Below are 26,488 nucleotides of genomic sequence, written 5' to 3' on the forward strand. Positions count from 1 at the left end.
CGTCGCGGAGGCGGTCGTCGCGGAGCCGGTCGTCGGACGCGTCGGCGGGGTCCGGCCGTCCTCCACCGGGGTCACGCCGCACTCGACGGAGCCCGCACCATCTCGTCGACCGCGTCCAGGACGGCGGCGTCCCGGGACGGGGAGAACTTGCGTGCGAACAACGTGGGCGGGTTCGACCGACGGCGCTCGGCGAGGGCGTCGAGATGGCGCACGGTGAGCCAGGACGGGCCCTTCTGCCCACCGGTCCCCCAGTCCTGGAACCAGAGGTTGGTGCGCAGATGGGCGTCGGCCCAGTCCGGGGTGAATCCGGGCGAGTGCAGGATCGTGGGCACGAAGCTCTCGTCCGGCGCCCACACGGTCCGCCAGAACCGCACCAGGTCGGGCCGGGCGTCGTAGGCGTCCACGACGGCCTGGACGTGGTGGCGCGCGAGGACCTTCTGCTGCGCGCCGCCGGCGGGCACCAGTCCGGCCGGGATGCGCCGCGGGATCGGCAGCCGGAGCATGCGCCGGCCCCACGGCTTGTGCCGGTAGCGCAGGCGGGGCAGGCCGCCGCCACGGCCCCAGGCCGGCTGCGGCAGCGGGAAGAAGTTCGTCACCGACCGCCCGACGTGGTCAGAGAGGAAGGCGATGATCTCGTCGCTGCCGGCCAGGGGGTAGTCGGCTCCGGTCATCATCGCGATGTGCGTCGCCGAGGTACCGGCCAGCGCGGCCCGGTAGCCGGCGATCTCCGCGTCGACCACCCCGAACGCCGCCCAGGGGGTGGCGAACCGGGGCAGCACCGTCACCCGTGCGGGCAGATCGGCGGTCATCGCGGCGAAGACGTCCGGCGCGGTGGCCGCATCGCAGTGCAGGAACACCGGGAACGGGTCCAGCGCCGCGATGAGCCGGTGCAGCTGGGCCGGGTCCGTGTGGGCGGCGATCACGCAGGCCAGGGCCGCTCGCGCCCCGGAGGTGTCCGAGGCCCCCCGACCGTCGTGGTCGCGGCCCGGGGTCACGGAGCGCCCGGCCCGGTGTACTCGTACAGCGTCGTCGTCGGACCACGGAAGATGGCCCGCCAGTCCGGGGACTGCGCCATCACGTCGCGCAGCTCCTGGTAGTCCTCGTACGACTGCATGCCGTAACGATCCCCCCAGGCCCCGATCGCGTCCGACACCAGCGCGTAGTGCGCGACGCCGGGGAACTGGCCGAGGAAGTCGGTGGTCAGCTGGCTCTCGTCCGCGGCGGCGTCGTAGCCGGCCGTCAGGCCCGGGTAGTTCAGCAGGGTGTCGCGGGAGATGCCGCGGACGTCCTGGTACCGGGCGGTGACGCGACCGGGGGTGGCCCGGCCGGTGCCGGTGACCAGCATGACGGCGTCATCCGGGGCGGTGTTCTCGAAGACGCGGACGGCCTCGGTCGAGTCGGCCCGGATGATCCGCGCCCAGTCCATGCCGGTGAGGGCGAACACGTTCACGGCCGTGATGCCGACGAGCGACAGCACCAACCCGGTCTGCACGACGCGGCGACGCAGCCACCCGGAGGGCAGGGCCATGACGGCCAGGATGCTCAGCCAGGGCAACGCGAACATGACGACCCGGAAGATGCCCTCCTGGCCGTAGCTGGTGGCCAGGAAGAGCGTGCCGGGGCTGGCCGCGGTGGCCAGCAGGCCGAACCGGAGCCGGTCGCGGTGCCGGACGACCGCGAGGACCGCGAGCGCGCCGATGACCACGAGCAGCAGGGCGGGGACCGCGTAGACGATCGTGTTGATCAGCGCCGGCGGGTTGACCAGGCCGTCGTTGACCGGCGGCGCTAGGTTGTCGAACAACCGGCCCAGGGCCTCGATGGACAGGAAGTTGCCCAGGATGTTCACGTTGATCAGGGCCCAGCCGACGGCCGGGACGAGCAGCGCGATCGGCAGCCACCACGGCCGGACCAACCGGAAGGCGACCAGCACGACGAGCGCGGCGACCAGCAGGTAGGGCGAGATCTGGTGGGTGACCACGCCCACCACGGTGAGCCAGCCGACCAGCACGAAGCGCAGCAGCCGGGCACGGGCGGACTCGTCGGGCCGGGCGATCACCAGGGCCAGGATGAGCAGCGAGTAGACCAGGCCGATCGACTGCGGCGCGAAGTAGATGGTGTTGACCGCGTTGGCCATCATGAAGAGCAGGCCGGCGGCCCAGGCCAGGGCCGGGGTGGCCAGGAAGCGACCGGCCAGCACGCGGACGGCCAGCACGGTGGCCGCGGCGAAGAGCACCGGCAGCCAGGTGGCCAGGATCATCGGGTCGGAGATGCCGGCGGCGTCCACCACCCAGGCGGCCGCGGTGAACAGGCCGGGCCAGGACTGGAAGATGTCGGTCGAAGGGTCGAGCTGCCCGTTGACGCGGATGTAGTCGACGACGCCCACGTGCCGGGCGGCGGACACCACGGTCGGGGTGCCGTACAGCGCGGCCTGCGACAGCACGGCCAGCACGCCCAGCGCGAGGACCGGCACGGCGAGGTTGCCGCCGGTGGCCCAGGCGAGCGCGGCCGCGGCCAGGATCAGCAGCGCGCCGACGAACCAGAGCGGTCCGACGCTGCCGAGCAGACCGGCGGGCTGCGGGTCCGTGCGGTGGGTCAGCGCATCGACCAGGGTGAGCACGAGCCCGACGGCGGCGACGGCACCCGGCCGCAACGTGCGCGCGGTGGCGGCGAGGTCGAGCTCGCGGACCTCGGCGAGCCACTGGCGGCCCTCGGCCACGACCGACAGGGCCAGCAGCACCAGGGTCACCGCGACGGCGATCCAGAAGGCGGCCACCGGCTGCCACACCGGCACGGTGGCCATGACGAAGCCGACGGTGGTGGCGGCAGCCATGCTGCCGGCCACCGCGATGAGCACGAACGACGAGGTGGAGAGCACCGCCGTCCGGCTCAGCACCAGGACCGGCGCGACGGCCAGCCCGGTGGTCAGGAACAGCGTGAGCGCGACGGCCCGCAGGTCACCGAGTCCGGCCAGGGCACCGATGCCGCCGGCCAGCAGGGTGAGCAGCACCCAGCTCGCCGCGAGCAGGCGGGCCACCCCCGGCATCGGGGCCGACGAGCCGGCCCGCCGCAGGACGGGGAGGGCGCGCCACCGTTCCCGGCGCGAGCGGCGGGACGGGGCGGGAGTATCCGACAGGTCCCCGCCCACGTCCTGCCCGCCGGCGGGGAGCCGGTCGGTCAGGGCGTGCGAGCCGGTGGCCCCGGGGGCCTGGTCGGTGGTGCCGGTGATCAGGGATGTCCTGGTCGGGGCGTCGCTGATGCTCATGCGACCTCGTTCCTCGCGGGTTTCTCGCGGACCGGGGTCGCGGCCGTGGCCTGGGGAATGTGCCGACATGCTTTGAAGTACAGCACCGGTCCCATCGCCATGCCCGCCAGCTCCCGCAGTCGCAGGGTGGTGGTCGGCAGCGGGGGCGCCGGCGGCAGTGCCTGCACCTGTCCGTCCGCCGGTAGGTCGTGGGCGGTGGCGACCGGCTCCTCGGCCGGCGCACTGCCCTGGACGCGCTTGCTGCTCCGGGTGACCCGGACGGCCTGCGCGAGCCCGGGACCGACCTGGCGCAGCAGCGCCCGGCGGCTCCGGGAGTCCAACAACAGCTTGGTGACGTAGGCGGTCAGACCGGAGCCGTACCCGAAGATCTGCTTGCGCAGACCGGCCATGTCGCTGCGGTGCCGGTGCCAGACCAGCGCCGCGGGCTCGTAGGCCAGGGTGTACCCGCCCTGCAGGATGCGCAGGAAGATGTCCAGGTCCTCACCGCCCTTGGTGGCGGTGCCGGCGCCGAGCGCCTCGTCGAAACCACCGAGCTCGCGGACGACCTGGGTGCGGAAGGCCATCGAGGCCCCGGTGCCGAAGCGGCCGGCCGCGTACGGGTACAGCGGATCCTCCGGGTGCGAGGACGCGTCGTAGACCGTGGGGGTGCAACCGTCCGACCAGGAGACCCGGGCGTCGAAGTACCGCTCCGCCGCGGTGTCCAGGGTGGCGGTGCAGACCATGCCGGTCACGCAGCCGACGTCCAGACGCCGGTCGAAACCGCGGGCCAGGCCCAGCAGCCAACCGGCGTCGACGCGCACGTCGTCGTCGGTGTAGGCGATGACCGGACCGCGGACCTCGGCCAGGCCGCGGTTGCGCGCACAGGACAGGCCCGGGCGCGGTTCACGGACGTACCGGAAGCGGCTGTCCTGCCCGACCTGGGCGTCGAACGCGGCCCGCCCGGTCTCGTCGGACGGGGCGTTGTCGACGATGACGACCTCGAAGCCGCCGGGCAGTCCGGTGGCGTCCAGGCCCTGCAGATCGGCGAGCACGATGCGCAGCGCGTCACCGCGGTTGCGGGTGCACACCACGACGCTGACGGACGGGGTGCCGTCCTCGGGGGTGAGCCGGCGCAGCACCGGGAAGCTCGGGGCCGCGGGGGTGCCGGCGGCGAGCAGGGCGGTGAGCCGGTCGTGTTCGACGGTCGGCAGGGCGGCGAGGGCGGCACGCACGTCCAGGCGACCGCCGATGAGCGGTCGCTGGACGACACCGACCGGTTCGCCGTACACACGGATCAGTACCCGGGCCACCACGTGGGCGGTGGTCGGCGCACTGATGGTGTGGGTCTCGGTCGGCAGGTGGGCGGCATCGAGCTCGGTGATCCAGATGGATCCCTCGCCCGACCCGACGCCCGCGTCGGGTCGGGTGCTCATGCGGCTTCGCTCCGCACCAGGGGGGTGGCCTCGACCAGCTCGGTCTGCGCGGCGGCCCGCAGGCCACGCACGTAGCCCAGCGAGGTGGCACCGAGCCCGTAGACGACGGCGGCACCGCGCAGCAGGCCGTGCACATCGCCGCGCAGCGCGTCCTTCACACCGCGGAACACCGCACGCGGCAGCACCGTGGAGACGTAGGACCGCTCGGTGGCCAGCGCGTCGTTGCGACCGACCCCCTTGGCGACGAGCGCCTTGGACACGCCCTCCCAGTAGCAGCGCCGGGAGAAGTAGCCCAGGGTGCGCCGGTTCTCGGTCACCCGGTGGTGCACCACGGCGCCGGGGGCGCTGAGGATGCGGGCCGCGGGATCACGCTGACGCAGCCGGATGGAGAACTCGGTCTCCTCGCAACCGACCGGGTGCGTACCGACCCGGCCGATGCCGGACGTGAAGCCGCCCAGTTCGGCCAGCGCGGGGCGCCGGAAGGCCATCGAGCAGCCCAGCGGGTTCCGCACCGGGACCTGCGTGGTCGGCATGCCCTCGTAGCTGCAGCCCACCACCCAGAGGAACGGCTCCGGAAACCAGCGCGGCTGCCCGGCGCCGTCCCAGTTCGGGTCGGCCCAGCCGGCGACACCCTGCACCTGCGGGTCGGTGAACGGAGCGACCATCTGCTCCACCCACCCGTCCGCGGCCCGGGCGTCGTCGTCCAGGAACAGGACGATGTCGGAGTCCGCGGCCTCGATACCGGTGTTGCGTGCACCGGAGAGCCCGTTGCCGGCGGTGTTCGCGATGACCAGCGCCCGGGGGCAGGCGAGGGTCAGGCGGGCGAGCAGAGCCGGGTTGTGGTCGACGACGAGGATGACCTCGTCGGGGACCACGGACTGTCCGAGCACCGAGTGATAGGCGTCCAGGACGTCGTCCCAGCGCTTCTCGGTGTAGGCACAGATGACGACGGCGACCGTGCCGGGCGCGGAGGGGCCGACCGTCACACTGCCTCCGACCGCTGGGCGGCGGTCGTGGCGCGCTCGGGCAGGGGAACCACCACGGCGGGGGCGGTGTGCTGCAGCGAGCGGGCCGCGGCCTGCTGGGGGGTGACGCGCTCACGCATGATGGTGAACAGCACGCGCCAGCCGTCGCGGAAGGTGCGCAGGTTGCTCTCGCCGGAACGGCGCGGGTACTCGAAGCTGGGCACCTCGGCGATCTTGAGCCGCGACTTCGCGACACGCACGTTGATCAGCGTCTCGATCTCGAAGCCGTCGCCCCACACCGCGTCGACGGTCGTGTCGTGGGCCGCGGGCAGCCCGAAGGCCAGCAGGCACTCGCGACGGAACGCGTTGTAGCCGTAGCAGAGGTCGGAGAACTTGGTCCGGAACAGGATGTTGGTGATCCCGTTCAGGCCCTTGTTCCCCAGGTCGCGCAGCAGGGAGATGTCGTCGCTGCCACCGCCGGCGCAGAAGCGGCTGCCCTTGGCGTAGTGGGCGCCGGCGTCCAGCGCGGCCAGGTAGTCCGGGATCTCCCGCGGGTCCATGGACCCGTCGGCGTCGATCATGACGATGTAGTCACCGGTGCTCGCGGCGAACCCGGCGGCCAGGGCGTTGCCCTTGCCCTTGCGGGACTGGTGCACGACCTTGATGTCGGGGTAGACGGCCTGGGCGGCCTCGATGGTCCCGTCGACGGAGTTGCCGTCGACCAGGATCACCTCGTCGATGCCGGAGGGCAGGTTCTCCAGCACGAACGGGACGTTCTTTGCCTCGTTGCGCGTGGGGATGACCACGGACACGGTCGGACGGGGACGACGAGCATGATGAGGTGACATGAGCTCCGCAGCTTTCGAGGGGGGGCGGCTGTGCGGGATCGGGCACAACTACTGGGCCGAGCACGAACCGATGAGGTCGTCGGCGACCGGCTGGCAGGGACTTGCACGAACGGAAGACGGACAAAAACTGGGTCTCCGATGAACCAGATCCACAGTGCGGCCCTGGAGACCGGGGCCGTCCGTTTTCCACGATGGTGTGACCGGGGGAGCTCGTCCTCCACCCGAATGACGGCCGAACCATACCAAGAGCTCCCTGCGAACTACCCACCGTCAGAGAGGAACTCTCCCGTGAACGCCGATGCACCCTGTCGGTGCGGGCATCCCCGCAGCGCGCACGAACACTTCCGCGCCGGCACGGACTGCGCCATCTGCGCTGGCCGGGCGTGTCATCGCTACCGCCGACGATGGCTGTTCCCCGGGCGCCGACGGCGTCCGTGACCAGCCCGACTGTGACCGGTCTCATACTGTTCACAGAGGTTTATCAGGCGCGGTCGCCATTCGCGTTCACGCGATGGGAAGGCCGCCGTAACGGATTCGACTCATTCGCGCAACCGAAACGGTTGTGTCCCGACCGGAGATAGTTTCGTGATCGTCGCCACGCGGAAAGGAATGGGCGTGATGAGTGCCGCGAACCCCTTGACACAGCGTCTCCGGCCGTTCGGCGAGACCATTTTCGCCCGGATGTCCGCGCTGGCGGTGGCGACCGGGGCGGTCAACCTGGGTCAGGGCTTCCCGGACACCGACGGGCCCGCGGAACTGCTGCGGGACGCCCAGCGGGCCATCGGGGAGGGCGTCAACCAGTACCCACCGGGGCCGGGACTGCCGGCGCTGCGAGAAGCGGTCGCCGCCGCCCGCCTGCGGGATCACGGTCATCTCGTCGATCCGGCCACGGAGGTGCTGATCACGGTGGGCGCGACCGAGGCCGTCGCCGCGGCGATGCTCGGCCTCGTCGAGCCCGGCGACGAGGTGGTGCTGCTGCAGCCCTGCTACGACTCCTACCCGCCCGCCGTGGCCATGGCCGGCGGAATCACGCGGTTCGTCACCCTGCGACCGGACGCGACCGGGCGGTTCGGCCTGGACCCGGACGAACTGCGTGCCGCGGTCGGCCCCCGCACGCGGATGCTGGTCGTCAACTCCCCGCACAACCCGACCGGCACCGTGCTCACCGCCGCGGAGTCGCAGGCGATCGCCGAGCTGGCCGTCGAACGCGACCTGCTGGTGCTCACCGACGAGGTCTACGAGCACATGGTGTTCGACGGTGGTCGGCACATCGCCCTGGCCACCCTGCCGGGCATGGCCGAACGCACCCTGTCGGTGTCCAGCGCGGGCAAGACGTTCAGCGTCACCGGCTGGAAGATCGGCTGGGTGTGCGGGCCCGCCCCGCTCGTCGCCGCGGTCCGCGCGGCCAAGCAGTTCCTCACCTTCACCGCCGGTGCCCCCTTCCAGCCGGCGGTGGCCGCCGCACTGGGCCGGGACACCGCATGGGTGACCGGGATGCGTACCGACCTGCAGGCCAAGCGGGACCGACTCTGCGCCGGGCTGCACGCGGCCGGGCTGCCGGTGGTGCGTCCGCAGGGCACGTATTTCGTGGTGGCCGACATCCGCGCCCTCGGCGAGACCGACGGGCTCGCCTTCTGCCTGGACCTCCCCCGTCGCGCCGGCGTGGTCGCGGTGCCCGTCCAGGTGTTCTACGACCACCCCGCACCGGGTCGCCCATTCGTGCGGTTCGCGTTCTGCAAGACCGACGCCGTTCTCGACGAAGCCATTGATCGACTGCAGTCCCTGACGCGCTGACCTGCGCGGACACCACCGGGAATGGACGGAATGGAATGGGCCGGGCCGATGTCGGCCTGACCACACTCGTGCCCCGTTCGGGGGTCGACAGGTCACGGGTGTGCGACAGTTCCGCCCATGTCGACCGATCCGCTCGAGGTCATCCAGCAGCGCACCCTCGCCGCCCTGAGCAAGCACCTGCACCCCGGCGAGCCCGTGGCCCTGCTCGATTTCCCGTCGTACCAGAACGCCGGCGACACCCTGATCTACGTGGGTGAGCGCGCGTACCTGGACCGCCTGGGTGTTCCCGTCCGCTATCTCGCCGACCATGCCCGGTACCGGCCGGAGGTGCTGCGCAAGCACCACCCGGAGGGCCCGATCCTGCTCCGCGGGGGCGGCAACTTCGGTGACCGCTGGCAGCACATGCAGGAACTCCGCGAGCAGGTCGTCAAGGACTTCCCGGACCGCCGCATCATCCAGCTCCCGCAGAGCGTGGAGTTCCGGGACGCCGCCCGGCTGGCCCAGGCCCGCGCCGTCTTCGCCGCCCACCCGGGCTTCGTGATCCTCGTCCGGGAGACCCCGTCGTTCGAGCGGGCGCAGACGATGTTCCCGGACAACCAGGTGGAGTACTGCCCGGACGCCGCGTTCGGCGTCGGCTACCTCCCCGAGGTCGCCCCGGCCACCGAGGACGTGGTCATGGTGCTGCGCGAGGACTCCGAGGGCGTCGAGCGCGGTGTCAAGGACGCCGTCACCGGACGGGCGGTGGACTGGGGTCTGCACGGTCCGGCCCAGCTGGCCTGGATGGGCCTATCGGTGCACAAGGTGCTGGCGCAGAAGTTCCCCACCCGCACCCCCGCCCTGTACCCGCTGACGGTGGCCGGCTACCGCGCCCAGGTCGCGCTCAACATGGGCTCGGCACGCAGGATCGTCTCCCGCGGCCGGGTGCTGGTCACCGACCGGCTGCACGCCGCGGTGCTCGGTGCGCTCATGCGCCGCCCGACCATCGCGCTGGACAACTCCTACGGCAAGATCTCGTCGATCTACAACGACTACATGCACACCCTGGACGGCATCCGCTTCGTCGAGTCGGCCGAAGAGGTCCGGCAGGCCGTGAAGAGCCTCGCCGCCTGATCCTGGACGGGTCACCCACCGGTACCGCCGCGGCCACCCGGTCGTCTTGATCGGTCGAGCCGGTTCGGCGTCTTGCACGCGAGCGCGGGGCGCGGTAGACCAGGCAGGCCACGGGCGGTGCCGGCCGGTGGCCCGGCCCATGCAGGCCCGGGCCGTCCCGCATCGCCCGCCGTGGGCCGGTCGACGGCTCACCGGATGCGCGCCGCGACCCCGCCGGTCACGAGCACAGCGTCCGGTGAGCCGTCACCGGCCCGGTGGCCGGACGTCGCCCGGGCAGGATCCCGGGGGACGGGATCGGGTTGCGGCCCGACGTCCGCCGGGGATGTGCATCGGAGCGCCCCCCGGCCAGGGCCCTGTCACCGCCGGGGTCCCGCCCGTCGGGGCGGGACCCCGGATCACGCCTGTCACCCGACGCACCGACGTCTGACGTCCGTAGGTCCGGGCCCGTCATCCCGGAATCGAGTCCGTCAGCTGCCGAGCACCGTGGCCAGGTCGAAGCGCACCGGTCGGTCGAGCTGGGCGTAGGTGCAGGACTCGGGGTCGCGGTCCGGTCGCCAGCGCACGAACTGCGCCGTGTGCCGGAACCGCTCCCCCTCCATGTAGTCGTAGCGCACCTCGACGACCCGTTCCGGACGCAGCGGCACGAACGAAAGATCCTTGCCGGCGTTCCACCGGCTGGTCTCGTTCTTCCGCGGGGTGCGCTCGCCGTCCTCGTGCGCGGCCCAGTTCCACGGGTGCTCGTCGAAAGTGGTCACCAGCTCCTGCATCTCGGTGAACAGGGCCCGGCGGGTGGCCATCGGGAACGCACCGATGACGCCGATCGAGGCGAGCACGCCGCGATCGTCGTACAGCCCCAGCATCAGCGAACCGACGGCGTCGGGCCCGCTCTTGTGGACCCGGTACCCGCCCACCACGCAGTCCGCGGTGCGCTGGTGCTTGATCTTGCTCATCACCCGTTTGTCCGGGTGGTAAAGGAGGTCCAGCTTCTTGGCGATCAGCCCGTCCAGCCCGGCTCCCTCGAACTCGGCGAACCACCGGCGGGCCAGCTCGACGTCCTGGGTCGCCGGGGTGACGTGCACCGGCGGGCGGACGTCGGCGAACGCCTCGACCAGTCGGGCCCGGCGCTGCGCCAGCGGGACACCGGTCAGGTCCTCGTCGCCCAGGGCCAGCAGGTCGAAGGCGACGAAACTGGCCGGGGTGCTCTCCGAGAGCAGGGTGATGCGGCTGACCGCGGGGTGGATGCGCTGCTGCAGCGCCTCGAAGTCCAGCCGGTTGCCGGCGGTGTCGGCGACGATGATCTCGCCGTCCACCACACACCGCTCGGGGAAGTTCTCCAGGACGGCGCGGACGACCTCGGGGAAGTAACGGGTCAGCGGGCGTTCGTTGCGGCTGCCGATCTCCACCTCGTCGCCGTCCCGGAAGATGATCGACCGGAACCCGTCCCACTTCGGTTCGTACAGCTCCCCCTCGGGGACGTCGGACACCGGCTTGGCCAGCATGGGTTTGACGGGGGGCATGACGGGCAGCTGCACGGGTGCTCCTGACGGATCGGGGAGAGGCGGGCGCGGGCTACTCGCGGGGACGGTCGGTGTCCCGGCTGGGCTGGACCCGCTTGGGCTCCCCCGGCATCTTCGGGTACTCGGGTGGGTAGGGCAGATCGCCCAGGCCCTCGTCGCGCTCCTGCCGGTTCGCGAGCTCGAGCAGCGGCTCCAGACCGAAGGCCTGCTCGCGCACGGCGGCGTGCAGATCACCGACTTCCGCGAACCGGGCCGGCACGGTGGTGATGTCGAAGTCCAGCGGGGTGACGTCGGCCAACTCGTCCCAGCGCAGCGGGGTGGACACGGTGGCCCGCGGGTTGGCCCGGATCGAGTACGCGGACGCGATCGTGCGGTCGCGGGCCATCTGGTTGTAGTCGATGAAGATGCGCTCGCCGCGCTCCTCCTTCCACCAGTTGACCGTGACCAGCTCGGGCCGGCGACGGGCCAGCTCCCGGCCCAGCGCGATCACCGCGCGCCGCGCCTGCACGAAGGTCCACCGCGGCTCGATGGGGACGTACACGTGCAGCCCGCGCCCCCCGGAGGTCTTCGGGAACCCCTGCATGCCCAGCTCCTCGAGCAGTTCCCGCAGCAGCGGGGCGACCTGCACCGCATGCGAGAAATCCGTCCCCGGTTGGGGATCGAGGTCGATGCGGAGCTGGTCGGGGGCGTCCACGTCGGCCCGGGTGACCGGCCACGGGTGGAAGGTCAGGGTGCCGAGGTTCGCGCACCAGGCGATGACCGGGAGGTCGTCGGGGCAGATCTCGTCGGCGGTCCGGCCGCTGGGGAAGGCCACCGTCGCCGTGGGGATCCAGTCGGGAGCGTTGGCCGGGACCCGCTTCTGGTAGAAGGCGTCACCCCGGTTGTCGGCGCGGGTGGAGAGCTTCGCGCCCTCGAACACCCCGCCGGGCCACCGCTCCAGGGTCGTCGGCCGGTCCTGCAGGGCACCGAGAATGCCGTCGCCGACGGCGACGAAGTACTCGACGACGTCCCGCTTCGTCAGCCCCCGGTCGGCGAAGTACACCTTGTCGGGGTTGCTGACCCGGACGGCCCGACCCCGGACCTCGATCTCCACCGCTGGTGTGGCGCGCGCCATGGCCGAACCGTACCCGCCGCCCCCGACAGCCACCCGGGGCAGGCGGTCGGCCGTCCCCCCGCCGTGTGAAGCCGGGGTGAGTCCGACATCACGTGATCATGGTCCCCCGTCGGTTGGCGCCGTCGACCCGAACCGCCAAGCTTGTCGACCATGAGAAGAATCGTGTCGGCCGCCCTGGATGTCGATGTCGTCGCCGCCGGCCCGGTCGTCCTGCAGATCGCGGTGGCCGATCTGCCCGGCACCTCCTACACCGAGGACCTGGTCATCACCCTGGACGGGAAGGCGCTGACCCCCCGGGTGGTGCACGGCGTCACCGGCACGCGGCTCCACGTGGTCGAGCCGGATCCGGGCAAGCTGTACATCTCCTATCGGGCCACCGTCGACGGCGAGGCCGAGCAGGCCCCCGTCGACGAGGCCGAGCTGCTGGAGTACCTGCGGCCCAGCCGGTACGCCGAGTCGGACAAGCTGGCCTCGGTGGCAGCACGCGAGTTCGGCCATCTGACGGCCAACGAGGAACTGCTGGCCGCGGTGTCCTCGTGGGTCAGCACCCGGTTGACCTACGTGCCGGGCAGCAGCGACCCCATCGACGGCGCGGTGGACACCTATCTCCTCGGCCAGGGCGTGTGCCGCGATTACGCGCACCTCGTCGTCGCCCTGCTGCGTGCCCGGCAGATCCCGGCGCGGCTGGTCGCGGTGTACGCCCCCGGGCTGGACCCGATGGACTTCCACGCGGTGGCCGAGGCCTACATCCAGGGCCAGTGGCGTGTGGTGGACGGGACGTTGCTGGCCCCGCGGTCGTCCCTGGTCCGCATCTCCACCGGTCGGGACGCCGCCGACACCGCTTTCCTGGACAACCACGACGGGGGGATCACCTTCAACTCGGCGATCGTCTCCGCGATCGTCGACGGCACCCTGCCCAACGACGACCCGCGCGAGCTGGTCTCGCTGACCTGAGCGCGACCCGGCGTCGTCCCGGCCCGCCGTGGTCCGGGTCGGCCCGCTGGGCTCAGCCCCGGGCCCGTCCGGGACGGTAGGTCTGCACCCGGGTGCTCCCGCCGACGGGGCGACGCGACCCGGTCCCCAGTGGTCGCTGCGGGCGTCCGTCGTCGGTGGGGGTGGGCCCGGGCTGGCAGGCGGGGCAGTAGAACGCGGTGCGTTCCCGGGTCGGCTCGCCGATCATCGCCACCCGCACCGATCCCCCGCACCGCCGGCAGGGCCGACCGGACCGCCCGTGCACGAACATGTCCTGCCCGCGGCGCGGGTCCCCGGTGGTGTTCTGCTGGGCCTGGGTGGCGCCGCGGACCATGAGTCGGCGGGCCCGGTGCAACGCGGCCGGCAGATCGACCTCGTCGACCGGCTGCCAGGGCGAGACCCCCTGCAGGAACAGGGTTTCCGCCATGTACATGGTGCCGATCCCGGCCACGTTGCGTTGGTCGAGCAGGGCGTCGCCGACGGTCCGGGCGGGGTGCCGGGCCAGCCGCTCCAGGCTCTGGGCGAGCCCGTCCGCCGGGAAGGCGTCGGCCAGGATGTCCGGGCCGAGATGGCCGATGAGGTCGGACTCCCCGGCCGTGGGCACCAGGTCGAGCAGGCCGAGCCAGGTGCCCACGGCCGTCCAGTCGGGAACGCCGAGGACGGCCCGGACGGAAGCCCCGCCCGCCGCCGGCCAGCCCGCAGGACCGCCGGGGATCACGGTCCACCGGCCCTCCATCCGCAGGTGCGACCGCAGGGTCAACGGCTCCGCGGTCACCGTGGCGATGCGCCGTGGCGCCCCCGTACCCCCGGACAGCCGGGTCAGGATCTGCTTCCCGTAGGATCGCACCTCGAGCACCTGCCGCCCGGCCAGGTCGACCCCGCCCAGATCCGGCCAGCGCAGCTCGGCCCGGACGAGCTCGTGGCCGGCCAGGGCCAGATCGAGCCGACGGGCGGTGCGCAGCACGGTGTCTCCCTCGGGCACGTTCAGCCCCCCCGGGGGGCCGGGCGGAGCCGCAGACCACGCGGGGTGATGGTGAAACCCTCCGCGGTCAGCGCCTGCACCACGGCGCCGGAGTCGAGCAGCACATCGGCGCCGTCCAGCCGGGTGACCGTGAGCGCGCCGAGGCTGCCGGCCCGCACCCGTTCCACCAGCGCCTGCGACGCGGCGCGCAGCACGTCCGGATCGTCGGCGAAGGAGAGCAGGGAGCGGCCGCCGCGTTCGGCGTAGAACACCAGGGCCCCGTCGACCAGGACGACCATGGCGCCGGCCCGCCGCGCGGGCCGGTGCTTGTCGGCGACGTCGGCACTCCGGTCCGGCCAGGGCAGGGCCGCCCCGTACGGGTTGGCCGGGTCGGCGGCGGCGAGCACGAACGCCTCGAGGGCGGGCCGTTCCTCGTCGGGCGAGGGGACGAACGCCCGCACCCGGTCGACGGCGCCGGGCCCGGCGAACTGGGCGGCGCCCAGGCCCTCGACGAAGTACCCGCGCCGCACCCGGCCGGCCTCCTCGAACGCGGACAGCACCCGGTAGACGCCGGCGAATCCGCCGTGGGTGCCCTCGGCGACGACGGCGCCCCGGGTGACGATGCCGTACCGGTCGAGCAGCACCTCGGCGGTGGCCGAGGCGCGGATGGTCGGGTCGGTCTCCACCTCGGGGATGAGCGACCAGCGACCGGCCACCGTCGCCGGGGAGCCGCGCCGGGCGGTGGGCGCCGCCCGGCCGCGCGCCGACAGCAGGGCCAGCCCGGACATGCTGCGCTGGCGGGGCCGGGCCGTGGGCGCGGCCGTCTTGTGCGCGGTGGAGCCGGAGGTGAGCCGGGCCCGCAGCGGGGCCAGGGTGTCCCCGGTGACCAGCCCGGCGAAGACCAGCTCCCAGAGCACGTCCTCCCACTCCTTGTCCGACGCGCGGGACCCGCCGGCCGCGAGCAGGGCGGTCTGCGCCGCGTCGACGAGCGGCCGGAAGAAGTAGGCCCCGCCGCGGGAGAGCACCTCGAGCACCGCCCGCGGCAGGGCGCCGGTGGGCCGCTCGGTTGGCGGACGCACCGGTGGCACCGGATCCCCGGGCGAGGGCACGTCGGCGGCCGCGGCGGCGTCGGCGGGGGTCGCCCCGTCCGCGGCGGGTGTCACGGCGGGAGCGGCAGCCGGATCCGCCGCGGGGACGGCCGGCGGCACCGGCGGACCGCCGAGCTGGATGCCCTCCGCGCTGGTCAACGGGAGGGTGAGCGCGGCCGAGTCGGCCAGGTGCAGGGACACCCAGCCGTCCGAGCCGGCGAGCGCACCGTGCCCCGTCCAGATGACCTCCCCGGCCGCGGTGAGCTCGTCGAGCAGCGCCGGCTGGTACCCGGCGACCCGCGCCGGGAGGATCAGCGATTCCAGTGCACTGGCCGGCACGATCGCCCCGGCCAACTGCTCGACCGCACGGAGCACGCCGCTGACCCCGCGGGCCCGGCCGGACGCCCGGCTCGAGGCGACGCCGTTCCAGGCCGGGAGGAACCGGCCGAGGGCCTGCGGCGGAACGGGTTCCACCTCGGCGCGCAGTGCGGCCAGGGACCGCCGGCGCAGCAGCCGCAGCACCTCGGCGTCGACGAACTCGCGCCCGGTGGGGCCGCCGTCGGCGGCATCACCCGGGTCCTGACCGGCGATCGGCACGGCCGCCGCCCCCGGTGGGCGGAACTCGCCCTCGGCCAGCCGCCCGGAGCCGACCAGCCGGCGCAACGCATCGGTGACCACGGCCGTGCCCAGCCCGAACGTCAGGGCGGCGCCCCCCACCGTGAACGGGCCGCGGGTGCGGGCGAACCGACCGAGCAGCCGGCCCAGTGGGTCGGGCTGCGACTCCATCAGCGACGCGGCGATCCCCGGCGGCAACGCGGTGCCCAGGGCGTCGCGCAGCATCCACGCGTCGGCCGGGTCGGCCCAGCGTTCCAGGCCACCGATCCGCACCAGGATCGCGCGTCGGGCCAGCAGCAGGTCCTGGAGCACCGGTGCCACGTCCTCGACAAGGCTCCGCTGCTGGATCTCGGCCTGGGTGAGCGGTCCGAGAATGCGCAGCAGGTCGGCGATCTCGTCGAGGTTGCGGGCGCGGCGGTTCTCCGTCAGACGCTGCAGGTCCTGCTCGGTGCTCCGGACGGCGTCCGGGTCCAGCAGGTCGCGCAGGGCGAGACCGTCACCGCCGCCCAGCAGTTCGGCGAGCAGGGCCGGGTCGACGGTGAGGGCGGCGGCCCGCCGTTCGGCCAGCGGGGAGTCACCCTCGTAGAGGAACTGTGCGACGTAGCCGAACAGCAGGGATTTCGCGAAGGGCGACGGGGTCTGGGTGTTGACCTCCACCACCTTGACGACCCGGCCGTCGAGCTGGCGCATCAGGTCGACCAGGGCCGGCACGTCGAAGACGTCGGACAGGCACTCGCGGACGGCCTCGGCGACGATGGGGAAGCTCGGGTACTGGGCCGCCACCTCGAGCAGTTGGGAGGCGCGCTGACGCTGCTGCCACAGCGGCTGCCGCTTGCCGATCTGCCGGCGCGGCAGCAGCAGTGCCCGGGCCGCACACTCCCGGAACCGCGAGGCGAACACGGCCGAGCCGCCGATCTCCGCGGTCACCTCGGCCTCGACGGTGTTCGGGTCGAGCGCGATCGCGTCCAGCACGGCCGGCCCGCCGGTGGCTCCACCCGCACCGAAGCCACCCGCGCCGAACCCCCCGCCACCGGGTCCACCGGCGGAGAACGGCCCGAGGTCACCCCACGGCATCGCTCCCCCGCCGCCACCGTCCCCGTCGTCCCCGAGGTCGCCCGCGCCGCCGCCGAAATCGCCGGCGCCGTACTCGACATCGGGCAGTCGCAGCACGATCCCGTCGTCGGAGTGCATCGCCTGCACGTCGACGCCGTACCGCTCCCGCATCCGGGCGGCGATGATCAGGGCCCACGGCGCGTGCACGGCCGCCCCGTACGGGGAGTGCAGCACCAGTCGCCAGTCACCCAGCTCGTCCTGGAAACGTTCCAGCACCAGGGTCTTCTCGTCCGGGACGACGCCGACGGCGGCGCGCTGCTCGTCGAGGTAGGCGAGCAGATTGTCGGTGGCGAAGGCGTCCAGACCGGCCGCGGTCAGCTGGGCGGTGGCCGAGACCCGGTCCTGCGAGGAGATCTCGCGGACGAACTCGCCGTGCGCCCGGCCCAGTTCGGCGGGTCGGCCCAGGGTGTCGCCCTTCCAGAACGGCAGCCGGCCGGGCAGCCCGGGCGCCGGCAGCACCAGCACCTGGTCGTGGGTGATCTCCACGATCTGCCAGGAGCTCGACCCGAGCGCGAAGACGTCCCCCACCCGGGACTCGTAGACCATCTCCTCGTCCAGCTCGCCGACCCGCCGGGGCGCCCGGCCCGAGCTGGACTCGGATGTGGCCAGGAAGACCCCGTACAGCCCCCGGTCGGGGATGGTGCCGCCGGAGGTGACGGCGAGCCGCTGCGCACCCGGCCGGCCGGTCAGCTCGCCGGTGACCCGGTCCCAGGTGAGCCGGGGGCGCAGTTCGGCGAACTGCTCGCTGGGGTAGCGGCCGGACAGCATGTCCAGCACGGCCTCCAGCGCACCGCGGCCGAGCGCGGCGAACGGGGCCGACCGGCGCAGGAGGTCGTGCAGGTCGTCCACCGTGATGCTGTCCATCGCGCAGATGGCCACGATCTGCTGCGCGGCGATGTCGAGCGGATTGGACAGCACGCGCAGCGCCTCGATGGACCCGGACCGCATGCGACCGGCGACCACCGCGGAGGAGATGAGATCGCCGCGGTACTTGGGGAAGACGACACCGTGACTGGGTGCCCCGACCTGGTGACCGGCCCGGCCGATGCGCTGCAGGCCGCTGGCCACCGACGGCGGCGATTCCACCTGGATGACCAGGTCGACCGCGCCCATGTCGACACCGAGCTCCAGCGACGAGGTGGCCACCACCGCGGGCAGCCGGCCGGTCTTCAACTCGTCCTCGATCAGCGCGCGCTGCTCGCGGGAGACCGACCCGTGGTGGGCCTTGGCCAGCACCGCTGCCGCCCCACCGGTCAATCCGGCCTGGGCCATGATGTGGGCCGGCGCGCCGAGACCGGGCTGCCGGGGTCGGTTCCCGGCCACGGCACCGTCGTCATCGTCCGCGTCGGCGGGCGGGTCGGCCAGCGCCAGGCGTTCGGCGTGGATCTCGTTGAGCCGCGCGGTCAGCCGCTCGGCCAGGCGCCGGGAGTTGGCGAAGACGATGGTCGAGCGGTGCTCGAGGATGAGGTCGACGACGCGTTCCTCGACGTGCGGCCAGATCGACGTCCGAGGGACCTCGCCGGCCGCCACCCCGGTCAGGTCCCCGGACGGCGCACCGAGCGCGGACATGTCGGCGACCGGGACCACCACGTCGACGTCGATGCGCTTGGTCGACACCGGACGGACCACGGTGACCGGGCGGCCGCCGGTCAGGAACCGGGCCACCTCCTCGACGGGTCGCACCGTCGCCGACAAGCCGATGCGCTGCGCGGGGCGATCCAACATGGCATCCAGCCGGTCCAGCGAGACAGCAAGGTGGGCACCGCGTTTCGTACCGGCGACGGCGTGCACCTCGTCGAGGATGACGGTGGTGACCCCGGACAGCATCTCCCGGGCCCGACTGGTCAACAGCAGGAACAGCGACTCCGGGGTGGTGATGAGGATGTCCGCGCCGTCCTTGGCGAACGCCCGGCGGTCCCCCGCGGGGGTGTCACCGGACCGGACGGCCACGCTGATCTCGGGCACCTGGACACCGGCCCGGGCGGCCAACGAGCCGATCCCGATCAACGGGGAGCGCAGGTTTCGCTCGACGTCGACGGCCAGCGCCTTCAGGGGGGACAGGTAGAGGACGGTGCAGCGCTTCTGCGCGTCCTCGACCGGTGGGGTGTTGACCAGGGTGTCGATGCCGGACAGGAACGCCGACAGCGTCTTGCCCGATCCGGTGGGCGCCACGACGAGGGTGTGCTCACCGCGACCGATGGCATCCCATGCGCCCGCCTGCGCCTGCGTCGGCTCGGCGAAGGAGGTGGTGAACCACTCCCGCACCACCGGCGAGAACCGGTCCAGGGAACGGACCGGGTCCGCGACGGGATCGACCGGCCCGCCGGGAGCGGCTCCGCCGACCACGGCCGGGACGGAGGGAGCCGCCGCGGCGGACTCGGCAACCCGCGAACGCCGACGGGGCGCGGGTGACTGGGCGGTCCGGGTGGTCATCGGCTCATTGTGCGTCGGACCACCGACAACGCACCTTCCTGCCGGGGGGACCGGCGACGGAGGACCGGGCCCGGCCGGTCCGGTGGACGTCCGTGCCGTCCGGCCGGAGCCGGGAAGGAGCTACGGGCCGGAGCGCATCGGCTCCGGCCCGCAGCCCGCGGGCGATCCGTCAGGCCCCGCGACCGGTCTCCTGCTGCAGCCGGTCGATGTTCTCGGACGCCTCCGCCTTGGTCATGTCGGCGGGGAGCTCCTCGCCGGCCTCCCGGGCGAGGGTGTCCAGGTAGCTCTTCTGCGGGCCGGTGATGGGCTCGTCGCCGGTCACCCAGTCGGACGGGTCCTTGCTGGCCGTGGTGCTCGGGTCGGGCCGGGCGCCGCCGAGGGTCTCGCCCTTGGGCTCGGCGTCGGCCGCGGCGTCGTCGCGGCGGTCGGGGTCGGTACCGCCGATGACGGCGTCCGCATCGGTGGAGTCGACGGTGGTGTCGGGATCGGCGGCGTCGCCATCAGCGGCGGCGCTGTCCTGGAAGGTGTCGTGCGGGGCTTCGGTCATGACGAGAACTGTAGGCGTGGGGTCCGACAGCGTGCCGGGCCAGGCCACGTCCACCCGGACGCGGGGGTCGGTGACACGACCGCGGCCGCATCCGTCGAGATGCGGCGCCCGGCCCGCCGGTGAATCGGACTTCAGGACGCGAACCACGCCGTCCGGGCTTTTCCTCACACCGATTTCACGCCGATCGCATCCGCCACCTCCGGCCTGTGGGTAGAGCCATCGACCGCTCTTCCCCGCTCGATCGCCTGGAGGAAACATGAGACGTCTCGTCACCGCCGCCGCCGTTGCCGGCATGGTCACCGCCGCCACCCTGATCGGGGCCGGCTCCGCGTCCGCCGCCGACACCGGGACCGTGTACGTCGTGCACGGCATCCCCGACACCCCGGTCGACGTCTACGTCGACGGCGCCCTCACCCTCGACGACTTCCAGCCCGGGACGGTCGCCGGACCGCTCGCGCTGCCCGCCGGGACCTACGACGTCGCCATCACCGCGGCCGACGCCGCGGACGACTCCTCCCCCGTGCTGTCCGGCTCGGCCGAGGTGGCCGCCGGGGTCAGCGCTTCCCTGGTCGCCCACCTGACCGCCGCGGGTGAGCCGGCGCTGACCGCGTTCGTCAACGACACCTCGACGATCGCCGCCGGTGAGACCCGCCTCGTGGTGCGGCACACCGCCGCCGCTCCCGCCGTGGACGTGCGCGCCGGTGGGGCGGTCGTCCTCGCCGGGGTCACCAACCCCCAGCAGGGCGAGCTGAACATCCCCGCCGGGACCGTCTCCGCCGACGTCACCCTGGCCGGCACCAGCACCGTGGCCATCGGGCCGGCCGATCTGACCCTGGCCGAGGGCACCGCGACGTTCGTGCACGCCGTCGGTTCGGCCGAGGCGGGCAACCTCGCCCTGGTCGCCTTCACGATCACCGGCCTGCACTCCTCCCCGTCCGGCGTGCCGGCCGGTTCCGGCCCGGCCGACAGCCCGGCCGCGACCGTGCTGCTGATCGGCCTGCTCGCCGCGGGTGCGGGCGCCACCGTGTTCGGTGGGCGTCGTCTGCTCGCCGGCCGCACCAGCTGATCGAGGAGTCACCATGACGGACCGGCCGAGTGCCCCGAACGGGACGACCGACACCTCGCCGCTGCCCGCGGCCGGGTCGTCGACCGTCCCGTCGGCACCCGACCGGCCCGCCGCAGGCGCCCGCCGCCAGGCTGTCCTCAGCCTGGCGGTGGGTCTGCTCCTGCTCGTGAGTGCGCCCGTCGCCTGGTTCGCCCTCCGACCGGACCCGGCCGGCCAGCAGGTCGACACCGTCGGCGCCGACCGGGCGGCTGCCCTGCAGGCCGCTCCCACCCCACCGGTCGACGTGACCGCCGACGCCGCCGTGCCGGTGGTGGCCCCCACCACCGCCCCGGCCGCCACCGCCATCGACACCCCCGTGCCGAGCACGCCGCAGGCCGATCCGGCACCAGTCCCGGCCGCGGCCCCTGCTGCCCCACCTGCTCCCGCCGCCCCGGCCGACCCGACCCGCATCCGGGTACCCGCCCTCGGGGTGGACGCGAGCGTCGTGCCCATCGGCGTGCAGGCCTCCGGCGAACTGGAGATCCCCGCCGACGTCGCCACCGTCGGTTGGTACCGCTACGGCCCCACCCCCGGGAACGACACCGGTTCCGCCGTGCTGAGCGGCCATGTCGACGCCGCCGATCAGGGCCCGGGCACCTTCGCCCGGCTCGGGGACCTACAGCCCGGGGACGCGATCGAGGTCACCGACTCGACCGGCGCCAGCCGCTCCTTCTCCGTGGTCGCCCGGGAGGAATGGCAGAAGGCGGACGTGCCCCTGGACCGCATCTTCGACCGGGGCGGCGAAGGTCGTCTCGTCCTCATCACCTGTGGCGGCGCCTTCGACCGGGAGACCCTGGGTTACCAGGACAACATCGCTGTGACCGCCGTGCTGTCGGAGGGATGACCTATCCTCGGACAGATGTCCGGCGCAGAACCCTCCACCGCCGCACGGCGTCCGGAGAATCCCCCGGTCAGCGCCGTGCCGAGCTCCGACGTCGCCGAGATCCCCACCGTCCTGCCGGCCGGTCCCACCCCGGAACAGGACCGCGAGCTGACCCTGAGTTTCCGCGAGGGTGGCGGTGATGCGCTCAAGGCCGCCTACGACCGGTACAGCGGCATGGTCTACCGGGTCGGCATGATGACCTTCAAGAACCACCACGACGCCGAGGAACTCGTCCAGCAGGTGTTCGTCCGGGCCTGGCGGGGCCGGGCCGGGTTCGACGCCGACCGCGGCTCGTTGGCGGGATGGCTCCTCGGGATCACCCGCCGGCTCATCGCCGACCGGTACGCCTCGCTGGACCGGGACCGCAAGGTCCAGGCGGCCGCCGTCGTCGTCGCTCCCCCGGAGACCGACGCCGGACGCACCGAGGAGATCGTCGATCGCGTGGTGGTCGGCGACAAGCTCGACCGACTGCCCATCGAGCAGAGTTCCGTGCTGCGGATGTCCTTCTTCGACGGTCTGACCCATACGGAGATCGCCGCAGCCACGAACCTCCCGCTGGGAACGGTCAAGAGCCACATCCGACGGGCGCTCACCCAGCTCCGACGTCAATGGGAGGTGGACGGTGCAGCATCCTGATCCCGCCGACCTCGCGGTGCTCGCCCTCGGTGACCATCTGGACGAGGACGGACTGTACGAGCACGTCGTCGAGTGCGACCGGTGCAGCGACGAACTGACCGAGTTGCAGGTCGTCGTCGGCCACGCGGCGGCCGAGAACGGACCGGGGCGCGGGCCGTCGCCGGCGGTGTGGTCCGCCATCCTCGCCGAGGTCGGGCCGGAGGTCGACGGCCTGCCCGAGTACGACCGGCTGGGCAAGACCTTCGCCGACCCGGTCTACCTGGGTGCCGCGGAGGACAACTCGGTGCTGGACGGGGTGTCCATCCCGGTGGACCCGGCCGCCGTCCGGATCAGCCGCCAGGGCACCCTGGCCAGCAGCGGCAGCAGCCGTCCGTCGACCGACCGGCCGGCGGGTCGCGCCGGCATCGGCGACGCCCGGCCCTCGGGCCGGCCGGTGACGAGCACCCTCCGGTCCGCCCCCGACGGCACCGCCCGTACCGACGGCACGGCGGCCACCGACGGGCAGACCCTCGCCGACGGGCCCGGGGGCACGCCTCCGACGGACATCGCCGCGGCGGGGGCGGCCCGCTCACGCCGCCGACGCTGGATGCCCCTGCTGGCGGCGGCCGTCATCGGCGTGGTCGCCGGCGGCGGAGTGGTCGCGCTGGTGGGCCGGGATTCGACCGACTCCGGTCCCGACGTGCTGGCCAGCACGCAGCTGACGCCCGTCCCGGGCGGTCAGCTCGGGGACGAGGCCGGCAAGGACTTCGGCGTCGCCGAGGTCGTGTTCGCCAACGGCACCCAGTGGGTCAAGGTGAGCGGTGCGTCCCTGCCCCCGACCTCCGACTCCTACGAGGTGTGGCTGATCGGCCAGGACAAGAAGATGGTGTCGCTCGGCGCGCTGCACGACGGCGCCGGCACCTTCACCATCCCGGCCGGTATCGACTACACCCAGTTCCCGGTGGTCGACATCTCCGCGGAACCGCCGGACGGTGTTCCGACCCACTCCGGCGACAGCCTGGTGCGCGGCACCCTCTGATCGAACCCGTCGGCACGCTGCTCCGGTGGGCCAGGCGTGACCGGCGACCCGAGACCATCGTGCCGCGGCACCTCACCGGGGCCCGGCCCGCTCCGAACGACAGTGGTCGACGACGGGACGATCCCGCATCGGACGCGGCGGCCTCCTGCGCCGGGTCTCGACACTCCTGAAGGGTTCTGCCATGACCACAACCCCGCCCGTGACCGTTCCGGGCGTCGACTGGCGCCGGCAGGTGGACACCGCCGCCCCGACCGTCCTGGTGCTTCCCGGCGGAACGGCCCGGTCCACGACGCCGGTGTCGGACCGGACGGTCGGGCGCCTGCGGATGCGCGGCTTCGTCAGTGCCCTGACCCACGTCCCGGACACCTCGGTGGGTCTGGTGCGCTATCGGGTGCGGGGCTGGAACGCCCCCGGACAGGATCCGGTGGACGACGTCTGCGCCGTCCTGGACGGACTGCCGGGCCGCGCTCCGGTGGTGCTCGTCGGTCACTCAATGGGCGGCCGTGCCGCCGTCCACGCCGCGGGTCACCCACGGGTGGTCGGCGTCGTGGGCCTGGCTCCCTGGCTCACCGACGAGGATCCGGTGCGCACCGTGCAGGGCCGCCGGGTGGTGCTGGCCCACGGGGCCCGTGACCGCTGGGTGCCGGCCTCGCTGTCGGCCCGGTGGGCCGAGCGGGCGCAGGGCGTGCCGGACGCACTGGCCCGGTTCGTGGTACCCGGCGACAACCACATGATGATCCGGCACCCCCGTCGCTGGCACCGGCTCGCGGTCCGGGCGACCACCGCCCTGCTCGGCGGCACCGTCGACCCGGTCCTGGCCCGGGCCTGGACGGCCGGCGCCCACGGGGAGCTGGCCGTGCCGCTCGAGCACTGATCCTCCGACGGGGACCCGATCCGGGTCCTACAGGCCCAGGGCACGTCCCCAGAGATGGATGAGCGCGTAGGCCCGCCAGGGCTCCCAGGCCCGGCCCATCACCGACGCCTGGGCGGGGGTGTCCACCCCCATGGCCCGGCGCAGCACGAGATCGCCGACCGGGAAGGCGTTCCGGTCGCCGAGCGCCCGGACGGCCAGGTAGTCCACGGTCCACGGGCCGACCCCGGGCAGGGCGAGCAGGTGCCGGCGGATCTCCCCGTGATCGCCCTCCGCGTCGATGCGCAGACCGTCGGCGCAGGCCGTGGCCACCGCGAGGACGGTGCGGGCCCGCGCGTTAGTGATCCGCACCTCGGCCTGCAGGTCCTGGGCGGTGATCCCGGCCAGCACCCCGGCGGCGGGGAACGCCCACAGCCCGCTCGGGTGGGCCGAGCCGAACGCCCGGGCCAGCCGCGTCCCGAAGGTGCGACAGGCCGCCACCGAGACCTGTTGTCCCAGAACGGTCATCACCGCGGCCTCGTACCCGTCCGGGTGGCCGATCATGCGCAGTCCGGGGCGGGCCCGGATCAGGTCCCCGATCGTCGGATCCCGACCCAGATCGGCGAGCAGCCGTGCGGGCTCGAGATCCAGGTTCAGCCACCGGTGCACCTCGGCGACCGTCCGGCGGGCCGCCTCCCCGGGCGGGGCCGTGTGCTCCAGGTGCACTGCGTCCGGCCCGAGGGTCAGCCGCAGCTGCACCAGCTCCCCCTCGACCGGCAGCAACCGCTCGACCCGGGTGACGCCGCGCTCGTCGGTCAGCACGGTCTCCAGCCCGGGCAGGGCGTGCCCGGCCAGGAAGGTGACCGCCGGGGCCAGGGGGAACGGCGGGTGGACGGGGAGGTCGACGGTGGTCCATCCGAGCTGCCCGGGAGCGGCCTCGGGAACGGGGGCGATCACCCGGCCAGTCTCCCCGACCGGGCCGACCGGTCGGTCAGAACAGGGTCGATCCCGGCCGTTCCAGATCGAGCAGCAGGCGCTTGCGGGCCAGACCACCGGCGTATCCGGTGAGCGACCCGTCCGACCCGACCACACGATGGCAGGGGACGACGACGGACAGCGGGTTCGCGCCGTTGGCGGTCCCCACGGCGCGCGCCAGCCCGACGTCGCCGAGCCGTCGGGCGAGGGCGCCGTAACTGCGGGTCTCGCCGTACGGGATGCCGGTGAGCAGGTCCCACACCGCCCGCTGGAACGGCGCCCCCGCCGGGGCCAACGGCAGGTCGAAGGCGCGCCGGTCGCCGAGGAAGTACTCACCGAGTTGCCGCGCCGCCCGATCCAGCAGCTCGTCGGTGACCGGGTCGACCGCCGGCCCGAATCCGGCGGTGTCAGGCCTGCGCAGGTGGTCGGCGAAGTACACGCCGGTCAGTCCCTCGCGGCCGGCCACCACGGTCAGCGGACCGACGGGCGAGTCCAGGACGGCGTGCCGCCGGTCGCCGGACTCAGCCGACACGGACGAGCAGGTCGTTCTCCCGGACGGTGATGTGCACGTCCTGCAGGGACGGCGCGACCAGGGTGTCGAGCTCGGAGTGGGTGGTGAGCAGACCGATCACCGGGCAGCCCGCGGCCTTCGCCGCCGCGACCCCGGCGGGAGCGTCCTCCAGGACCAGGCACCGACCCGGCTCCCGGCCGAGTCGCTGCGCACCGAGCAGATAGGGCTCCGGGTGCGGCTTGCCCAGGGCGACCTGGTCGGCCGTCACCATGCCGGCCGGGGTGGGCAGGCCGGCGGCCGCGATCCGGGCCGGCGCCAGCCGACTGTCGCCGCTGGTCACGATGGTCCAGCGGTCGGCCGGCAGGCGCTCCAGCAGCTCCCGGGCACCGGGCTGCGCGACGATGCCCGCGGTGTCGGTGGACTCGCCCTCGGACAGGAACGCGGCGTGCCCGGCGATCTCCTCCTCGGTGTAGCGACCGGGATACAACCGGCGCAGCACCTGGGCCAACGGGACGCCGTGGATGTGGTGCTCCAGTTCGGCGAAGGGCACCCCGAGCCGGTCGGCCAGCTTCCCCCAGTTGCGCTCGACGCTGCCGGTGGAGTCGATGAGGGTGCCGTCCAGGTCGAACAGGATGGCCTCGACGGAGAACTCCACGGGGCCGGGAGCGGGCGCGGTGGCGGACGGGGCGGTGGGGTCCGGGTGGGGGCTCGACATGGGTCCAACCCTGACACACCGCCTCCGGCGACGTGGGCGGCGAC

The 26,488-nt window shown here is 73.4% G+C and carries 21 protein-coding genes; 8 read left to right on the plus strand and 13 right to left on the minus strand.

The features are described from left to right. Nucleotides 1-71 precede the first annotated feature (71 nt). The 5 genes from J2S58_RS08210 to J2S58_RS08230 are packed head-to-tail and all read right to left on the minus strand — an operon-like array spanning nucleotide 72 to nucleotide 6,487. Nucleotides 72-995: a beta-1,6-N-acetylglucosaminyltransferase gene (locus J2S58_RS08210; protein ID WP_205255811.1), complete on the minus strand. Its 924-nt coding sequence runs from the start codon at nucleotides 993-995 to the stop codon at nucleotides 72-74. Then, nucleotides 992-3,262, minus strand: coding sequence for a hypothetical protein (locus J2S58_RS08215; RefSeq protein WP_205255810.1), 2,271 nt, complete (start codon nucleotides 3,260-3,262; stop codon nucleotides 992-994). Before J2S58_RS08215 ends, J2S58_RS08210 begins: the two co-directional genes overlap by 4 nt. Then, on the minus strand, nucleotides 3,259-4,674 hold the full coding sequence (locus J2S58_RS08220) for a glycosyltransferase (protein WP_205255809.1): 1,416 nt from the start codon (nucleotides 4,672-4,674) through the stop codon (nucleotides 3,259-3,261). Before J2S58_RS08220 ends, J2S58_RS08215 begins: the two co-directional genes overlap by 4 nt. After that, complete coding sequence (locus J2S58_RS08225; RefSeq protein ID WP_205255808.1) at nucleotides 4,671-5,660, minus strand: glycosyltransferase family 2 protein; 990 nt, start codon at nucleotides 5,658-5,660, stop codon at nucleotides 4,671-4,673. The genes J2S58_RS08220 and J2S58_RS08225 overlap by 4 nt, the downstream gene beginning before the upstream one ends. Further along, nucleotides 5,657-6,487, minus strand: coding sequence for a glycosyltransferase family 2 protein (locus tag J2S58_RS08230; RefSeq protein WP_240188466.1), 831 nt, complete (start codon nucleotides 6,485-6,487; stop codon nucleotides 5,657-5,659). Before J2S58_RS08230 ends, J2S58_RS08225 begins: the two co-directional genes overlap by 4 nt. Nucleotides 6,488-7,105: 618 nt before the next feature. On the opposite strand from J2S58_RS08230, the gene J2S58_RS08235 reads away from it, so the two are divergent. Together J2S58_RS08235 and J2S58_RS08240 are read left to right on the plus strand one after the other, a co-directional pair. Then, nucleotides 7,106-8,281, plus strand: a complete 1,176-nt coding sequence (locus J2S58_RS08235; RefSeq protein ID WP_205255806.1) for a pyridoxal phosphate-dependent aminotransferase — start codon at nucleotides 7,106-7,108, stop codon at nucleotides 8,279-8,281. A 117-nt stretch (nucleotides 8,282-8,398) separates the two neighbouring features. Then, complete coding sequence (locus tag J2S58_RS08240) at nucleotides 8,399-9,391, plus strand: polysaccharide pyruvyl transferase family protein (RefSeq protein ID WP_205255805.1); 993 nt, start codon at nucleotides 8,399-8,401, stop codon at nucleotides 9,389-9,391. A 467-nt stretch (nucleotides 9,392-9,858) separates the two neighbouring features. Here J2S58_RS08240 and J2S58_RS08245 read toward each other — a convergent pair whose 3' ends face one another. Together J2S58_RS08245 and ligD are read right to left on the minus strand one after the other, a co-directional pair. Then, nucleotides 9,859-10,923: an ATP-dependent DNA ligase gene (locus J2S58_RS08245; RefSeq protein ID WP_205255804.1), complete on the minus strand. Its 1,065-nt coding sequence runs from the start codon at nucleotides 10,921-10,923 to the stop codon at nucleotides 9,859-9,861. A 37-nt stretch (nucleotides 10,924-10,960) separates the two neighbouring features. Beyond that, complete coding sequence (gene ligD, locus J2S58_RS08250; protein ID WP_205255803.1) at nucleotides 10,961-12,022, minus strand: non-homologous end-joining DNA ligase; 1,062 nt, start codon at nucleotides 12,020-12,022, stop codon at nucleotides 10,961-10,963. A gap of 150 nt (nucleotides 12,023-12,172) precedes the next feature. On the opposite strand from ligD, the gene J2S58_RS08255 reads away from it, so the two are divergent. Next, a complete protein-coding gene (locus tag J2S58_RS08255) occupies nucleotides 12,173-12,976 on the plus strand; it encodes a transglutaminase-like domain-containing protein (RefSeq protein ID WP_205255802.1) in 804 nt (267 codons plus the stop codon). A 52-nt stretch (nucleotides 12,977-13,028) separates the two neighbouring features. Here the strand turns inward: J2S58_RS08255 and J2S58_RS08260 are convergent, their stop codons facing one another. The 3 genes from J2S58_RS08260 to J2S58_RS08270 form a co-directional block, all read right to left on the minus strand. Continuing rightward, nucleotides 13,029-13,976 (minus strand): DNA-formamidopyrimidine glycosylase family protein, encoded by a 948-nt coding sequence (locus tag J2S58_RS08260; protein WP_306827644.1) that lies wholly within the window; start codon nucleotides 13,974-13,976, stop codon nucleotides 13,029-13,031. Between the two features lie 2 nt (nucleotides 13,977-13,978). Further along, nucleotides 13,979-19,204 carry an Lhr family helicase gene (locus J2S58_RS08265; RefSeq protein ID WP_240188464.1) on the minus strand — a complete coding sequence of 1,742 codons (5,226 nt, stop codon included), beginning with the start codon at nucleotides 19,202-19,204 and terminating at the stop codon, nucleotides 13,979-13,981. A gap of 169 nt (nucleotides 19,205-19,373) precedes the next feature. After that, a complete protein-coding gene (locus J2S58_RS08270; protein ID WP_344470049.1) occupies nucleotides 19,374-19,649 on the minus strand; it encodes a DUF3072 domain-containing protein in 276 nt (91 codons plus the stop codon). Between the two features lie 358 nt (nucleotides 19,650-20,007). Here J2S58_RS08270 and J2S58_RS08275 point away from each other — a divergent pair, with 358 nt between their 5' ends. The 5 genes from J2S58_RS08275 to J2S58_RS08295 all read left to right on the plus strand — a co-directional run bounded on the left by J2S58_RS08275 (nucleotide 20,008) and on the right by J2S58_RS08295 (nucleotide 24,267). Beyond that, nucleotides 20,008-20,817, plus strand: coding sequence for a DUF4397 domain-containing protein (locus tag J2S58_RS08275; protein ID WP_205255799.1), 810 nt, complete (start codon nucleotides 20,008-20,010; stop codon nucleotides 20,815-20,817). Nucleotides 20,818-20,830: 13 nt separating this feature from the next. Next, the gene (locus J2S58_RS08280; RefSeq protein ID WP_205255798.1) at nucleotides 20,831-21,700 is read left to right on the plus strand and encodes a class F sortase; all 870 of its coding nucleotides are present in this window, start codon (nucleotides 20,831-20,833) and stop codon (nucleotides 21,698-21,700) included. A 15-nt stretch (nucleotides 21,701-21,715) separates the two neighbouring features. Next, nucleotides 21,716-22,375: an RNA polymerase sigma factor gene (locus J2S58_RS08285; protein WP_205255797.1), complete on the plus strand. Its 660-nt coding sequence runs from the start codon at nucleotides 21,716-21,718 to the stop codon at nucleotides 22,373-22,375. Continuing rightward, entirely contained in the window at nucleotides 22,362-23,393 is a 1,032-nt protein-coding gene (locus tag J2S58_RS08290; RefSeq protein WP_205255796.1) for an anti-sigma factor, read from the plus strand. Before J2S58_RS08285 ends, J2S58_RS08290 begins: the two co-directional genes overlap by 14 nt. A gap of 181 nt (nucleotides 23,394-23,574) precedes the next feature. Beyond that, complete coding sequence (locus J2S58_RS08295; protein WP_240188462.1) at nucleotides 23,575-24,267, plus strand: dienelactone hydrolase family protein; 693 nt, start codon at nucleotides 23,575-23,577, stop codon at nucleotides 24,265-24,267. Between the two features lie 27 nt (nucleotides 24,268-24,294). On the opposite strand, the gene J2S58_RS08300 is transcribed toward J2S58_RS08295, so the two are convergent. The 3 genes from J2S58_RS08300 to J2S58_RS08310 are packed head-to-tail and all read right to left on the minus strand — an operon-like array spanning nucleotide 24,295 to nucleotide 26,444. Then, nucleotides 24,295-25,200: a DNA-3-methyladenine glycosylase family protein gene (locus J2S58_RS08300; RefSeq protein WP_205255795.1), complete on the minus strand. Its 906-nt coding sequence runs from the start codon at nucleotides 25,198-25,200 to the stop codon at nucleotides 24,295-24,297. A 34-nt stretch (nucleotides 25,201-25,234) separates the two neighbouring features. Continuing rightward, nucleotides 25,235-25,750 carry a methylated-DNA--[protein]-cysteine S-methyltransferase gene (locus J2S58_RS08305; RefSeq protein ID WP_205255794.1) on the minus strand — a complete coding sequence of 172 codons (516 nt, stop codon included), beginning with the start codon at nucleotides 25,748-25,750 and terminating at the stop codon, nucleotides 25,235-25,237. Continuing rightward, nucleotides 25,740-26,444, minus strand: a complete 705-nt coding sequence (locus J2S58_RS08310; RefSeq protein WP_205255793.1) for an HAD-IA family hydrolase — start codon at nucleotides 26,442-26,444, stop codon at nucleotides 25,740-25,742. The genes J2S58_RS08305 and J2S58_RS08310 overlap by 11 nt, the downstream gene beginning before the upstream one ends. Nucleotides 26,445-26,488 lie beyond the last annotated feature (44 nt).

This window comes from Nakamurella flavida (genome assembly GCF_030811475.1).
GTDB lineage: Bacteria > Actinomycetota > Actinomycetes > Mycobacteriales > Nakamurellaceae > Nakamurella > Nakamurella flavida.

Excerpts from the sequence above, each read along its gene's own strand:
- J2S58_RS08215 (WP_205255810.1), bottom strand. The coding sequence starts at position 3,262 with ATGAGCATCAGCGACGCCCCGACCAGGACATCCCTGATCACCGGCACC.
- J2S58_RS08220 (WP_205255809.1), bottom strand. The coding sequence starts at position 4,674 with ATGAGCACCCGACCCGACGCGGGCGTCGGGTCGGGCGAGGGATCCATC.
- J2S58_RS08230 (WP_240188466.1), bottom strand. The coding sequence starts at position 6,487 with ATGTCACCTCATCATGCTCGTCGTCCCCGTCCGACCGTGTCCGTGGTC.
- J2S58_RS08235 (WP_205255806.1), top strand. The coding sequence starts at position 7,106 with ATGAGTGCCGCGAACCCCTTGACACAGCGTCTCCGGCCGTTCGGCGAG.
- J2S58_RS08240 (WP_205255805.1), top strand. The coding sequence starts at position 8,399 with ATGTCGACCGATCCGCTCGAGGTCATCCAGCAGCGCACCCTCGCCGCC.
- ligD (WP_205255803.1), bottom strand. The coding sequence starts at position 12,022 with ATGGCGCGCGCCACACCAGCGGTGGAGATCGAGGTCCGGGGTCGGGCC.
- J2S58_RS08255 (WP_205255802.1), top strand. The coding sequence starts at position 12,173 with ATGAGAAGAATCGTGTCGGCCGCCCTGGATGTCGATGTCGTCGCCGCC.
- J2S58_RS08265 (WP_240188464.1), bottom strand. The coding sequence starts at position 19,204 with ATGACCACCCGGACCGCCCAGTCACCCGCGCCCCGTCGGCGTTCGCGG.
- J2S58_RS08275 (WP_205255799.1), top strand. The coding sequence starts at position 20,008 with ATGAGACGTCTCGTCACCGCCGCCGCCGTTGCCGGCATGGTCACCGCC.
- J2S58_RS08280 (WP_205255798.1), top strand. The coding sequence starts at position 20,831 with ATGACGGACCGGCCGAGTGCCCCGAACGGGACGACCGACACCTCGCCG.
- J2S58_RS08285 (WP_205255797.1), top strand. The coding sequence starts at position 21,716 with ATGTCCGGCGCAGAACCCTCCACCGCCGCACGGCGTCCGGAGAATCCC.
- J2S58_RS08295 (WP_240188462.1), top strand. The coding sequence starts at position 23,575 with ATGACCACAACCCCGCCCGTGACCGTTCCGGGCGTCGACTGGCGCCGG.
- J2S58_RS08310 (WP_205255793.1), bottom strand. The coding sequence starts at position 26,444 with ATGTCGAGCCCCCACCCGGACCCCACCGCCCCGTCCGCCACCGCGCCC.